The sequence below is a fragment of the Microbulbifer flavimaris genome (assembly GCF_001641755.2).
Classification (GTDB): domain Bacteria; phylum Pseudomonadota; class Gammaproteobacteria; order Pseudomonadales; family Cellvibrionaceae; genus Microbulbifer; species Microbulbifer flavimaris.
This window is the reverse complement of record NZ_LRFG02000004.1, coordinates 312,768-326,114: the sequence shown is the minus strand read 5'-3', so window position 1 is coordinate 326,114 and position 13,347 is coordinate 312,768. Positions and strand designations below refer to the sequence as shown.

Annotated in this window: 14 protein-coding genes; 11 read left to right on the top strand and 3 right to left on the bottom strand. The window is 57.5% G+C overall.

What is annotated here, in order from left to right:
- Positions 1-21: 21 nt before the first annotated feature.
- The 6 genes from AWR36_RS12785 (at position 22) to AWR36_RS12770 (ending at position 3,192) form a co-directional block, all read left to right on the top strand.
- Positions 22-501 carry a GNAT family N-acetyltransferase gene (locus AWR36_RS12785; RefSeq protein WP_067085541.1) on the top strand — a complete coding sequence of 160 codons (480 nt, stop codon included), beginning with the start codon at positions 22-24 and terminating at the stop codon, positions 499-501.
- A gap of 149 nt (positions 502-650) precedes the next feature.
- Positions 651-797 (top strand): hypothetical protein, encoded by a 147-nt coding sequence (locus AWR36_RS16250; RefSeq protein ID WP_156417400.1) that lies wholly within the window; start codon positions 651-653, stop codon positions 795-797.
- 277 nt (positions 798-1,074) lie between these two features.
- Complete coding sequence (locus AWR36_RS12780; protein ID WP_067104690.1) at positions 1,075-1,443, top strand: DUF4870 domain-containing protein; 369 nt, start codon at positions 1,075-1,077, stop codon at positions 1,441-1,443.
- A 148-nt stretch (positions 1,444-1,591) separates the two neighbouring features.
- Positions 1,592-1,801 (top strand): hypothetical protein, encoded by a 210-nt coding sequence (locus AWR36_RS16140; protein WP_141398537.1) that lies wholly within the window; start codon positions 1,592-1,594, stop codon positions 1,799-1,801.
- Between the two features lie 493 nt (positions 1,802-2,294).
- Positions 2,295-2,840, top strand: coding sequence for a GNAT family N-acetyltransferase (locus tag AWR36_RS12775; RefSeq protein ID WP_067085537.1), 546 nt, complete (start codon positions 2,295-2,297; stop codon positions 2,838-2,840).
- Between the two features lie 28 nt (positions 2,841-2,868).
- Positions 2,869-3,192: a DUF3175 domain-containing protein gene (locus tag AWR36_RS12770; protein ID WP_067085535.1), complete on the top strand. Its 324-nt coding sequence runs from the start codon at positions 2,869-2,871 to the stop codon at positions 3,190-3,192.
- A 25-nt stretch (positions 3,193-3,217) separates the two neighbouring features.
- Here AWR36_RS12770 and AWR36_RS12765 read toward each other — a convergent pair whose 3' ends face one another.
- Positions 3,218-4,012, bottom strand: coding sequence for an SDR family NAD(P)-dependent oxidoreductase (locus AWR36_RS12765; protein ID WP_067085533.1), 795 nt, complete (start codon positions 4,010-4,012; stop codon positions 3,218-3,220).
- 623 nt (positions 4,013-4,635) lie between these two features.
- Here AWR36_RS12765 and AWR36_RS16245 point away from each other — a divergent pair.
- The 3 genes from AWR36_RS16245 to rtcA all read left to right on the top strand — a co-directional run bounded on the left by AWR36_RS16245 (position 4,636) and on the right by rtcA (position 6,224).
- Complete coding sequence (locus tag AWR36_RS16245; RefSeq protein ID WP_176491141.1) at positions 4,636-4,734, top strand: VOC family protein; 99 nt, start codon at positions 4,636-4,638, stop codon at positions 4,732-4,734.
- Positions 4,731-5,036, top strand: a complete 306-nt coding sequence (locus tag AWR36_RS12760) for a VOC family protein (RefSeq protein WP_141398536.1) — start codon at positions 4,731-4,733, stop codon at positions 5,034-5,036. Before AWR36_RS16245 ends, AWR36_RS12760 begins: the two co-directional genes overlap by 4 nt.
- 150 nt (positions 5,037-5,186) lie before the next feature.
- Positions 5,187-6,224 carry an RNA 3'-terminal phosphate cyclase gene (gene rtcA / locus AWR36_RS12755; RefSeq protein ID WP_067085529.1) on the top strand — a complete coding sequence of 346 codons (1,038 nt, stop codon included), beginning with the start codon at positions 5,187-5,189 and terminating at the stop codon, positions 6,222-6,224.
- Positions 6,225-6,246: 22 nt separating this feature from the next.
- Here the strand turns inward: rtcA and AWR36_RS12750 are convergent, their stop codons facing one another.
- Both AWR36_RS12750 and gdhA read right to left on the bottom strand, forming a co-directional pair.
- On the bottom strand, positions 6,247-8,133 hold the full coding sequence (locus AWR36_RS12750) for an MFS transporter (protein WP_067085527.1): 1,887 nt from the start codon (positions 8,131-8,133) through the stop codon (positions 6,247-6,249).
- Between the two features lie 316 nt (positions 8,134-8,449).
- Positions 8,450-9,778, bottom strand: coding sequence for an NADP-specific glutamate dehydrogenase (gdhA, locus tag AWR36_RS12745; protein ID WP_231745325.1), 1,329 nt, complete (start codon positions 9,776-9,778; stop codon positions 8,450-8,452).
- Positions 9,779-10,062: 284 nt separating this feature from the next.
- Here gdhA and AWR36_RS12740 point away from each other — a divergent pair, with 284 nt between their 5' ends.
- Entirely contained in the window at positions 10,063-11,289 is a 1,227-nt protein-coding gene (locus AWR36_RS12740) for an ATP-grasp domain-containing protein (RefSeq protein ID WP_067085523.1), read from the top strand.
- Between the two features lie 29 nt (positions 11,290-11,318).
- Positions 11,319-13,346: a hypothetical protein gene (locus AWR36_RS12735; protein ID WP_197409270.1), complete on the top strand. Its 2,028-nt coding sequence runs from the start codon at positions 11,319-11,321 to the stop codon at positions 13,344-13,346.
- Position 13,347: the final 1 nt, after the last annotated feature.

Here is a 13,347-nt window from a genome sequence, read left to right as displayed (position 1 = left end):
CTGTACTGAGGTTGAGCATATATGGAAATCTTCGAGTATTCGGCCAGTTTAAGGAAGGCAGTCGTTGAACTTATGGAGCTGCTGCAGGACTTTGAATCAGTGCTCCATCCGTCACGTCCGCCAGGAAAGGAAGTGGCAGACAAGCACTTCGATTACCTTCTCGCTATGTGTAACGAATATCAAGGGAAGGTATTCGTTGCTCGTCATGAAAATGAGATCGTGGGTTTTATAGTTGTTCTCATTTCAGGTGAGGATGACGGTGCTCGCCATATCTATGAGAGATATAAAAGGTATGGGGAAATTACGGATCTCGCTGTTGCGGAAGGTTTTCGCAGGCGGGGAATAGCCAAGTTGCTAATAGAAAAAGTTGAGGAATATGTGAGCTCCCTTGGCGTCTTTACGCTGCAGGTCTCAGCATTGGCGAAGAACTTCGCTGCCTTGAGCTTGTACGAAGAAACAGGCTTTGGGGCGTATGAGGTAACCCTCATAAAATACGATTGAAGGAGCGCTGCAGTAGAGGGGCGTGCAGATTGCTCCTTTTGCCGCAGTCGCTGCGTCCCCAGTTTTGCATAAATACGCACGCGGTAAGCTGCCCGTACTGGCATCGTTATGCCTGTACGCTGCCTTGATGGTTGCCAAAGGAGGTTTATATGAGTAATGCACTAAAGCAATGGTGGAAGTCGGTAGGGAAGTCTGAGAAAAATGGCATCGTGGTCCTGGGTGCATTTTTCATTGGTGTTTTTCTATTGACGTCTGGAATCTGGATTGGTCAGGCAATCGGAAAAATCGTTTCTTGATTCTGCTCAGGTGTATTGAGGAGCCCACTAGTGGGTAGTTTCCGGGGCTGAGAATGGCGCCCGCTGCTGGTCTGATCCAAGTGTGAAGTGAGTGATCGGCGGCGCTTCAGGCTCCAGCGAGAGGCAAATCAAATGTTCCGGCCTTCTGTATTCGCTCTAAAAGTTTTCAGGTGAGCTGGCATGAGAATATTGGCAGCCCCCGTGCCAGCCGAAAGCTTGAAGTCAGTGGTGGCGCTGCTGGATATTTTCGTGAAATCGACAATAAAAGGATTCAAAAGTGAATGAATTTAGACTCTGGGGCATGGAAAAAGACACATATCTCATGTTGATGCATATCAGCCAGTTGGCTGGTGTCTTTATCCCGGGGGCGGGATTCATTATTCCTGTTGTCCTGTGGGCTCTGCACAGAGATCAGTCTGTGGAGGTGGACAGGCATGGAAAGGTTATCCTGAACTGGATGATCAGTGCCCTGATCTATTCCATGATCTGTGTCGTGCTGATGTTTGTTCTCATCGGTTTCCTGGGCCTTTTTGTCCTGCTGCTTGTCAATATCATTTTCGTGATTGTTGGTACGGTCAATGCCAGTGAGGGCAAGTTGTGGCGCTATCCGCTAAGTATCCAGTTTTTCCGTATAGATAACCCCTGAGGGGCGGAGAAAATCCCATGTGCAGGTAGGATGTGGGTGCTGCCAATTCCAGCGTTGCAGATTGTTAAATCCCTTGTTTTGGTGGCTTGTGTAGTCTCGACTGCACTCCAGGCAAGGTTATCGTTAATGTTGTTGAGGGAGCGTTTGCGTGAAAAGGAATTCTGGTTTTGCCCGTATTGCTGGGCTGGTTGCAGTGGTGTTTATGCTGCTGTTCCTGATCGTATATATGTCTTTCTTGTTCATCGTCCGTGAGGCACTCCCCACAAGCCTCTTTATACTTCTTGAAGCTTTAGGTTGTGTGGCAGTGGTTTTCCTGGTCAGGCTGTTGTTTGCCAGAAAACCGGCATCGCCGCGATAAAGCTGTGGCCGGCACAGTCAACTACGCGGGCGGCCAGGGATGAAGGCGCGGTTGCAAAATGTGGCGCGATCGCAACCGCAACCGGAAAAGGCTTTCGTTGGAGTGCCTTTTCGGCTCCAAAGATAGCGCGGGTGTGGCCGGGAGCCCTCAGTGAGGCTGCCGCTGTACGCAGACCTGGTCGCCGTAGTAGTTGTCAGTGTAGTTGCATTCAAGATCACTGTTCGCATTGTCTGTCGCCATTGTCAGTTTCATGTCGTTCTCCGGTCGTTGTTTCTTAGTCACGATTAAGAGATTAGCGACCAGCTACGCTTTTGTTAAATCAATTAAAGCTCTTCACCCAATAGGTTTAGGCTATTGCTGCGGCTGCAGCTGTGGTTTTGAGGCAAGACCGCGTCGGGGTCTGTTGCGCAATAATGAAGGCAGTCGGCGGTAGCGCCGAAGCCCGCGGAAGTGCAGGAACCGTCACGAGTGGATCAAGCAGGAGTGGAGCAAGGTGTTGATAACTGTAAGGGCGGCGAGCCCGGGAGAAGGTGAGCTGATTCGGGCCATTCACCTGGATGCCTTTGCCGGGGAGGATGAGGCGCCTGCAGTGGCGCAGTTGGCGGTGGACCTGCTGACGGATGAGACAGCAGAACCACGCCTGGTTCTGGTGGCGGAAGAGGTTGCGGAAGAAGAGGCTGAGCCCCTGGGCTGTGTGCTCTTCACGGCTGTGAAGCTCGAGGGTGGTCCGCCATTGAGTGTATCTATCCTGGCGCCGCTGGCGGTAAAGCGCAGTTGCCATGGGCAGGGTGTTGGTAGGGCGCTGGTGGAGCACGGTCTTGAACGGCTCAAGAGCAGCGGTACTGATCTGGTGCTGGTGCTTGGGGATCCGGCCTATTATTCACGCTTTGGTTTCAGGTCCGGGCACCGGATAGAGGCGCCTTACCCGTTGCCCTACCCGGAGGCGTGGATGGCGTTGAAACTGCAGCCGGGAGCGTTGGACAGTGCGGCCGGGGTAGCACGGTGCGCATTGTCATTGAGCGCCCCGGAGCACTGGTAAGCGGGCGCTGGCGCCCGCGGGGAACGATATGGCAAAGCATTCCTCAGAAAAGCCGTCGCAGAAAAAGCAGTGGTCGCAAAAGGTGACGCAGACCAGCGATGCCCTGGATCTGGAGAAAGGGGTGTTCGCCCTGGAAGACCCTAAAGCGATTGCCCGCTCGCTGAGTCGGTCGGCGGAGGAAAGTCAGCGCAGGAAGTCAGAACCCTTCCGCTCCGCCATGTCGATGCTTACTTTCTATATCAATCGCGCCGGCAGTAGCTTGGATAGCGAACAGCTCAAGGTGCTGGAGCAGGCCAAGGACGAGCTGCGAATTCTGTATGGACGACCGGCTAGAAACCAAGCTCGAGGCTAATCATCTCTCCGCATTCATGCCGCACTCAGACAATGGATTTAATCAGGCCGCCTTCGGCCTTGATACTGGCGCCGTTGATGGCTGAGCTTAGAGGGGAGGCCAGGAAGGTGACGATGCTGGCGATCTCTTCCGGCTGGATAAAGCGCTGGATCAGGGAGGTGGGCTCGGTCTCCTTGAAAAACTCCGCCACAAATTCTTCCTCGGACTTGCCCTGTACCTGGGCACTCTCCTTGAGCCAATTCTGGACCCCTTCGGTGAGAGTTGGCCCGGGCAGTACAGAGTTGACGGTAATATCCCGGCCACTACCCTGGGTCAGGTTGGCGAGCCCGCGACCAATCACGATCTGGGCGCCTTTGGTCATTGAGTAGTGCACCATGCTTTCCAGGCCGCGCATACCGGCCTCGCTGGCAATATTAATGATGCGGCCAAAGTCCCGTTCCAGCATTTTGGGGAAGAAGTGACGGGACAGGCGTACCGTGCTCATGATGTTGGCATCGAAAAATTTCTGCCATTCCTCGTCTTCGATTTCAGCGAAGCGCTGCGGATTGAAGATGCCCATATTGTTGATCAGGATATCCACATCACCCATGGCGTCGATTTCTTTGCACATGCGCTGGGTATCGGCAGGGTCAGCGAGATCTCCTTCCACCGCCAGGACATCGCCCCTGTCAGACAGGCTGTCAGCCAGTTGTTGAGTGCCGCTGCGGCCGTTGATGATCACCCGGGCGCCCTCATCCAGGAGTGACTCCGCAATAGCGCGCCCTATTCCCTTGGTAGAGCCACTGACAAATGCCAATTTCCCGCTGAGCTGCGTGTCCATTCTGACTTCCTGGATTGGTGAGTAATGAGGTCAGTATAGGTATGGCACAGGCCGCTGGCGTGGATGGGGAGCGCGCCTATGTCACCAGTTGTGGCACTTCTGCCAAAGTCTTATCGCTTGATTGAGCCCTGCCCGATAAGCTGCGCACTAAAGACGATCGCTTCTGTGGATTGATCACAAGGATTGAGAATCAGCTGTTGCCAGGTATGACTTGAGTGGCTCTAGGCGACTGCAATCTTTGTGTAAAACTCCAGCGTTACAGGTAGGGCTGCAATGAAGGGGGCATGAACGTTTGCCGGATGGGGTGAGGAGGCAGATAGCCGATCCTTTCCGCTTTGCTTGACGAATGGCTGGGGTTCATTTGTAGTTTCGGTGAATGGCTGAGACGCTGAGGGCAGAGATGACTGAGTGAGGCCGGCATCGAAGGCTCAACTGTCGCTAAAGCATTTCTCGATCATGTGCTATTCGCGGAGGCCGAGCTGCTCTCGCGCGTTTCGGATTGCCAAGTCAGCCCCTGGGCCTGGCAACGGCGGTGGGAAGAGAGTCGGCGATGCCGATAGAGAGTGAGTGGGTGCCATCGCTGCAGAAATAACACACATTTATCCTGGAAGAAGGACCGAGATATGCCACCGAAACTCTCTGGTATCGACCACGTACATATCTATGTCTCTGACCGCCCAGCAGCGCATCACTGGTATCAGGAGGTGCTGGGTTTCGCGTGATGGAGCAGTATCTGCCCTGGGCGGAAGGCGATGGACCGCTGATGCTGGCAGATGCTGCCGGCCAGGTTCATCTGGCGCTGTTTGAGTCTGACAAAGGGCCTGCCTCGACAATTGCCTTCGGCGCCAGCGGTATGGAGTTTCTGCGCTGGAAAGGGCACCTGGATGCCTGTGGAGCTGAGGTGGCCTTGTCGGACCATGATCTTTCCTGGTCGCTCTATTTCAGCGACCCCGATGGCAACCGCCACGAGATCACCACCTATGACTATGACGCGGTAAAAGCGTCTTTGCCCACAGAGCCATGATGTCCCCTCCCGGCTTCCGGCCCCTCTTTACCCTGCAGCGAGACGCAATCTCTGTGGCGTTAGCTGGTGCTCACTCCGTGCCGACGTGACCGTTCTGGAGGCATCGGCCTATGCTGAGTGCCATGCCTTGAAGGGTGGAGGAGCGTAGAGGTGAGCCAGCTTGTTATTGACGGTAGCTCTGGCGAAGGTGGTGGACAGCTGAGCCGTTACGCCGTCGCGCTGGCGGCGATTACCGGCCGTAGTCTGCATCTCAAAAATATCCGTGCCAGGCGGGCCAAACCGGGTTTGATGGCGCAGCACCTGACGGCACTGCGGGCCGCCGCCGCGATTGGTGGTGGGGTGCTCGAGGGCGACGAACTCGGCGCGAAGGAAGTGTGTTATCAGCCCGGTCGCAGCAGGGGTGGGGAGTATCGTTTCGATGTCGGCACAGCGGGCAGTATCACTCTGGTGCTTCAGGCCCTGCTGCCTGTGGCGCTGCATGCTGACACTGCGGTACACCTGTCGGTCAGCGGTGGCACCGATGTGCGCAAGGCGCCCCCGGTGGATTACTTCGTTATGGTGTTCCTCCCCTGGCTGGCGCGCATGGGTGTTCGGGTGCAGATCGAATCCATCCACCACGGCTATTACCCGAAAGGCGGAGGCAGGGTGAACCTGCGGGTGGAGCCCTGTCAGTCACTGCGGCCGCTGGCGGCTGAAGCGCCCGGTGCCGTACAGCAAATAACGGGCCTTTCCCATGTTGCGCACCTGCCGCAGCATATCCCCGAGCGCATGGCGAGCTCCGCGCGAAGCGTGTTGGCCGGCCTTGGGCCGGTGCGTATTGAGGAAAAGGTGTTAGGAGATGGGGAGGCCTTTGGCACTGGCGGCGCGATGGTGCTGGTAGCAGAGACCGAGCACAGCCTGCTGGGTGCCGCTACCGTGGCTGAGCGGGGTGTTCCCGCCGAGCGTTTGGGGGAAGAGGCGGGGCACGCACTTCGCGCCGAACTGGAGGCCGGTGCTGCCCTGGATATCCATGCCTGCGACCAGCTGCTGCTTTATGCCGCCATGGCAGCTGGGGAATCACGCATGATGGTACGTAAGGTAAGTCAGCACGCTGAGACGGTAATGTGGCTTATCGAGCAGTTCCTGCCCGCGAGGTTCACGGTAACACCCTGCGAGGGAGGCTCCCGCATCGATATTCACCCGGGCTAGCGGCTGTTTCTGTCAGGAGTGGCTAGCGCTGATCGCCCCGCAAGCCCAGCACTCGCTCCTGCAACGTTTCTGCCTGTGCCGACGCCGCATCCATTGGCTTTCCAGCCACCACGCTCACTCGCGACCAGAAGCGTCGTGGCAGGGTGCTAAAGGCGTTACCATCCTTGTGGCTGAAGAAGCTGCCCCACAGGCCGCGCAGGGCCATGGGGATGACCGGTACCGGGTTCTTCTGCAGAATCTTTTCGATCCCCGCCTTGAAGGGCGCCAGTTCGCCGTCCTTCGTCAACTGGCCCTCGGGGAAAATACACAACAGGTCCCCATCTGCGAGCGCCCGTTCGATCTCCTCAAAGGCGCGGGCATAGCCCTCCGGATCTTTTTGCTTCGAGCAGATGGGAATGGCGCGACCGGTTTGAAAAACAAAGTGCAGTACCGGGATCTCGTAGATGGGCTTGTACATGATAAAGCGGATCGGCCGGCGCACAGCTCCCGCCAGTAGCAGCGCATCCACATAACTCACATGATTGCAGGCGATGATGGCCGCGCCCTCATCGGGAATCTGTTCCAGACCCTCGTGTTTGACCCGGTACATGGTATGGGAGAGCAGCCACACCAGAAAGCGCATGGCGAATTCCGGTACTTTCTTGAAAACGAACACCGCCACCGCAGCGTTCATCAGTGCGATCACCAGGAAAAATTCCGGAATGCTGAACTGCAGCAGATTCAGGAAGGTGATACCGAGAATGGCCGAGACCACCATGAACAACGCGTTGAGGATGTTGGTGATGGAGATCACCCGGGCGCGCAGGGCCTTTTCGGTGCGGTCCTGGATCATGGCGTAGAGGGGGACGATATAGAAGCCGCCGAAAATACCGATCAGGACCAGGTGCGCCAGAAAGCCCTGGGCCCCTGCGCTGTGCCAGAAGGCGGCCAGGCTTGGCTGCTGCAACGGCTCCAGGCCACCGCCAATCACCGCCAGCATGATGCCACCGTAGGTAAGGCCGGCGGCACCCAGCGGCACCAGTCCCAACTCGATACGACCGCCAGAGAGCCTTTCACACAGCAGTGAACCGATGGCCACACCAATGGTGAAGCTGCAAAGCAGCAGTGCCACCAGGCTCTCGCTGCCGGCCAGGACATTTTTACTGAAACTCGGGATCTGGGTAAGGTAGGCGGCGCCCAGCAGCCAGAACCAGGAAATGCCAATAATGGAATAGAAGATGGCCGGTGTTTTGACGATTTCCCGTAGCAGGCGTGTGGTCTGGCGCAAAGGATTCAGTTCAATTTGCAGCTCTGGCACCGGCGCCGGGGCAGCCGGGACCTGGCGACAGACCAGGTAACCGGTCACCGAGACGGCGATGATCACCCCACCGATCCACCAGATGCCGCCACTGCCGCCATCGCCGAGGCCGAACAGAATGGTGCCGGTGATGGTGCCGGAAAGAATGGCAACGAAGGTGGCCATCTCCACCAGGGCGTTGCCCCCCACCAATTCGGTGCGCCGCAGGTGCTGGGGCAGGATGGCGTATTTGATCGGCCCGAAAAATGCCGACTGCACACCGAGCAGGAACAACACCAGCAGGCTCAGGCTGTTGTTGCCGCTCACCAGGGCATAGACGCCCAGCATGGCGATGCCGATTTCCGCCAGCTTGATGCGGCGGATCAGCAGGCTCTTGTCATACTTGTCCGCCAGCTGGCCGGCCGTGGCGGAAAACAGGAAGAACGGCAGAATAAACAGGCCGGCGGCCAGGTTGTTGAGTGCGTTTGCCTGATCCGCCGCCAGCCGGAAGGCGATCATCACCATCAGCGCACTTTTGAACACGTTGTCGTTGAAGGCACCGAGAAACTGCGTGGTGAAGAACGGCAGGAAACGACGGCTGCCGAGTAGCTGGAACTGATTGCGGTGGGCCATTCCCGGAGTCCCGTGTGATCTATTTCCCCTATAGTACGCGATCCGGCCCCGCGTTTGTCCACCGGCAGGGCTCCGTTAAACGCCTGTGAGCGCATGCGGATGGAATTTAGCCGGGGGGGGACAACTTGCATCTATTTCGGGCTGAGGGAGTGTGTCGATACAGGCCGCAGTGACCTGTGGTGATGGCTATGTGAGCGGGGCTGCAAGCGTGGTGGCCAGGGTGCTCCCGCTGCACAACTCGCCGAGGGTAAATCGTGCAGGGTGGTACCGGTGATGGAAGCAGATGAGTGAGATCGACGCTGACCGTGCCGCGGGCTCAGCCCACCCCCTGGGCCAATACTGCATTGGCAACACGATAAAAAGCGGCGATGTTGGCGCCGCGGTGGTAATCCACATACCCATCGTGCTCACCGGCGTGCTCGACACACTGGGAATGAATGTCCTGCATGATTTCCAGCAGTTGCTGATCCAGGCGCTGCTGCTCCCAGCGCGAGAAAGAAGCGTTCTGGGCCATTTCCAGACCGGATAGCGCCACACCACCGGCATTGGAAGCCTTGCCCGGTGCGTGCAGGACCCTCTTTTCCTTGAATACTGATATCGCTGTTTCGGTACAGGGCATATTGGCCCCCTCGGCAACGATCAGGCACTGGCTTTGTGCCAGTGCCTCTGCATCGTCGCCGTCCAGCTCATTTTGCGTTGCGCAGGGCAGGGCAATATCACAGCTGAATTGCCAGGGTTTCTCTCCCTCATGCCAGTCACCGCCGGATTTTTTGCGAATCTCCTGCAGCAGTTCAGTGCTGTCCATGCGCAGGTCGATGACCCGGTCTATTTCCTCGGCGGGAATCCCCTCGCTGTTGTGCAGCACGCCTTTGCTCGAGGAGAGTGTGATGACCTTTGCCCCGAGTTCTGTGGCCTTTTGTGCTGCGTGTAATGCCACGTTGCCGGCGCCGGAGATGGCGACATCGAGCCCCTCAAGATCCTGGTCCCGGCGGGCGAGCATGCAACGCAGAAAGTAAATCAGGCCGTAGCCGGTGGCCTCGAGGCGCACGTGGCTGCCGCCAAACTCGATATCCTTGCCAGTCAGTGCACCGCTGAACGTATTGGCCAGGCGACGGTACTGCCCGAATAGATAACCGATTTCCCGTTGCCCCACATTGATGTCTCCGGCGGGCACATCGGTATTTTCCCCGATATGCCGGTAGAGCTCGTCCATAAAGGCCTGGCAGAAGCGCATGATCTCCCGATCGGAACGGCCGCGTGGATCGAAGTCCGATCCGCCCTTGCCGCCACCGATGGGCAGGCCGGTGAGAGCATTCTTGAAGGTCTGCTCGAAAGCTAGAAACTTGAGGATGGAAGCATTTACCGACGGATGAAAGCGAATGCCGCCCTTGTATGGGCCAATTGCACCACAATGTTGAACACGCCAGCCCCGGTTTACGTGTACCTCACCTTCATCGTCTTCCCAGCAAACTCGAAAGGTAATGATGCGGTCTGATTCACTGAGACGATGCAGAATCTTTGCTGACTGCCATGCCGTATTTTCCGAGTAGGAATCGTAAACGTCACAGGCGAGATCGCGCACGGCCTGGATAAACTCCGGCTCATTCGGATTTCGGGATTCCACCCAGTCAACAAAGTCTTCCATGCACCGCTCATCGCTGCTGGCCATCGGGGCTCCTCATGTTAGTGGATTTTGCGTCATTCCGGCCTGTCTCAACGATACGAGCGTACCCGCGCTACAGGATTAACTGCCATTGAGATTAGTTGCCGATGGTACCGCCGTCTATTCAGGCGCCAGATTCCTTTCAACTGAAATTTTGCTGCGTTAGGGTGGATGGCTCAATGGGTTGGGCCGTATTCACAGTAGTGAAGGATCGCTAGGGATGCGGATCTGATTCTGTGCGTCAAAACAGAAAAAGGGAGTCAACCATGGGTCATTATGACCGAAGTAAGGGATATGTTGCGATTCTGGGGTGGAGTCTGAATGCCATCGATGCGATTGACCGCTTCGACCGGCGCTATGTGATTGTGGCACCGCCCTGGGCCGAAGAGTATGCCAATCGCTATGACATTCCGTTTATTCCCTGGAATTTTGAGCGGCTCAATGAACGCTCAATGGAGATCGCCCAGCGCCTGCAGAGAGAAGGTGTGGATGTGGCTATTCCGTTGTACGAGGAAACTGTAGAGTGGGCCGGCGCCATCAATTCGGTCTTGCTGGGGAACCCCCGTCTGATGGGGCAGTCGTTGCTCTTTCGCGACAAGGCCCTGATGAAACGGCGTGCACAGCTCGGCGGAATCCGGGTTGGTATTTTTGAAGAGGCTCAGGATAAATCCGACGTGATCCGTTTTTTGACACGGGTCAATCAGGCCCTGCTAAAGCTCGATGGTGACCCGAACGACCCGATTCACCTCAAGGCTTTCGATAAGGCCGGTTGTCTCGGCCATCGCGTTGTCCGCACTGCTGATGATGTGGATAACATTCCCGAGGACGAATTTCCGGTGCTGATGGAGAGCCATCTGGACGGGTGGGAGTTCGCAGTAGAGGCATTCATCAAGGACCGCAAGATCCAGTTTATGAATATCTCCGAGTACGTGACGCTGGGATACTCGGTCTTTGTGCCTGCCACACCGGACCTGGAGAAATGGCGGCCGCGGGTAGAAGAGGAAATCGAAAAGCTGATCGAGGCGTTTGATATCGATTTTGGTTTTATCCATCCGGAATACTTCGTGACCAGTGATGGCAAGATGTACTTTGGTGAGGTGGCCTATCGCCCGCCGGGATTCAACGCTTTCGAGCTGATCGAACGCGCCTATGGATTCAATGCCTACCAGGCCATGGTCATGATGTTCGATCCCAAAACCACTGATGAAGAGATCGCCGAGTTTTTCCCGCGGGAAGTGGTCGATGCCAGAGGCCATGCGGGCTGCTTTGGTGTTTACCCCCGGCGCCGTGTTGTGAATGAACTCAGGATCCCGGATGCCACGCAAAGCGACGAGTATTTTGAATTCCATGAGTTGCAGTCGCCGATGCAGAACAAGGTGCCGAAGCGCAGTGCCTTTGGTACCCACTGGGGACTGGTCTACTTTTTTGGTGAAGATCCGTATCGCCTGCGCGACTTGCTGAAAGCGCAGGAAGAATTGGATTACTATGTCTGAGCAGGGTCTTGGTAGATTGAGTGAAAGTAGTGAGCGAATTGGATCTCGAAAAGCTGACAGAAAAATTTGACCATGCGCTGAGTCAGCTGGAGCAGGCGCGCAGATTCAACAAGCATCGCTACCAGGCCGTCACGCTGGAGGCCGCTGCACGTTTGCTTTCCGCCGGGGGAGGCATCGAAGCGCTGTACCAGCGTGCGAGCCGTTTCGATCGCGCCGGGCTGTTTGCGGATACCCCCTGGGATACCCCCGATACTCTGTTGCCACGCCTCGTGCGCAGTTCGCTGGAGAGCGGGGACCGGGTTACCACAACCATAGAGCTGCTCAGTGAACTGCGCCTGCTGGCGCTCGCCTGTGGGCTTTATTCCCATGCGGGCGTGCCCGCTGCGCAAGCGCGCCATTTCCTGACCCAGGTGTTGGCCCTGAACCTGGATTACCTCCTCGGTGGGCCGGCGGAGGCGACGCGCGTGCGACTCGGTGGCACCGTTTCGTCTGTAGAGGCGGTGCTCCGTTTCCTGCTTGCGGGAATTGGCTTTGGGGACATTCTCACCAGTCTGGTGGCAGAGATTCACCGTGTGCTGGCCCAGCGGCCGATTCAGGTGGACAGTATCAAGTCGATGATCACCCAGATTGCGGTTGCCCGCGCTGGCGGCGCAGGCACAGGTGGGCGCGCAGGGCCGGACGCGGACCTGCTTGTGCGTGCGCTTTTTGGGCCCACACCGGGCTGCGCTGATGATCCGGGTCTGGATGTTTACCAGCAGCGCCTGCAGGCAATGCCCGATGAGGGCCTGCAGGAGGAAGCGCTGGGGTTTGCGCAGCATATGCGCAGTATCGGCCTGGTTTCGGATTACCATGCCCAGTTTCTGCGCTGGGTGATGGGCGAAGGGCACGACGGCCTGTTGGCAGAGGCTCTGGGCCTTAGCAGCACCGGGCTCGATGTCCTGCGCTGTTACCAGCAGCTGGTTTACCGCCTGGTGGACGTGGCGATATATCCGCAGACGGCACAGTGTGTCTACAGCCTGGCGATGATGCTGGAAAGCGGTGTGCTCTATGCACCCCCGATCGCCCCGGCACTGTGGCGACAGATCGACTTATCGCTGTCGCCTCACTGCGAAGCGCTGATGGGCTGCGCTTTTGGCGATGCCTTGCCGGCACGGGTGCGTTTATTGGCGGGGGTGCTGGCGATCCTCGGGCAGCCTCTGGGGATTGGCCAGGGCAATAACCCCACCTGCCAGTCGGCCCGGGCCATCTCCATGTGGGCCCATAACGATCCGGATTACCTGCTCTACCTGATTCAGCAGGCGGCGCGCTTCGATGAGGTGGTGATGCACTTCGAGGGGAAGCCGCTCTCTTCCCGGGGCGTGGCCGCGACCGATTTGCAGCAGCTGCCGCTGGATACGGACCCGGTCTCCGTGTTGCTCGTGCCACACCTGGACAAGATCTACCACCAGATGGGGGCACTCTGTGCGGACCGGGGCGACGATCCCCACCGCTGGGTCAACCCCGAATTCCACGGCTGGTGGGTGGGGCGTGCTTTCAATCTTGCGGTAGAACTGGAGAGCGGCCAGTTAAGCGAATATCAGGGTTTTATCGCGCGTTTTTACCGCAGCTATCACCCCTATTACAACGGTAATCAGCCCATCATTCATCCGCAGCCCGCCGGGTTGGCGATTACCGACAGCAACGCAGCTTTTGTGGGCTGGCACGCGATCACCCTGATCCGGGTGGGCCTGGACCAGGAGGGCGTGATGCGGGTCTATTTCTTCAATCCGAATAATGACAGTGGCCAGGACTGGGGTAACGGAGTCCTCGTCTCTACAGACGGTTATGGCGAGCGGCACGGTGAATCCTCACTGCCCTTCGCGGAGCTGACTTCCCGTCTCTATCTGTTCCATTGCGAGGATGAGCGACCCGAAACGGGGCGGCCACCGGAGGCGGTGGAAGTGGCGAAAGTGGTGCAGATGGCGACGTCGAGCTGGGCCGTATCGCGCGTGGCGAGTGCCGCAGACAGCGGCGACGAACCTGCGCACGGGGAACCAGTACCCCGTTCGGCAGATTGAA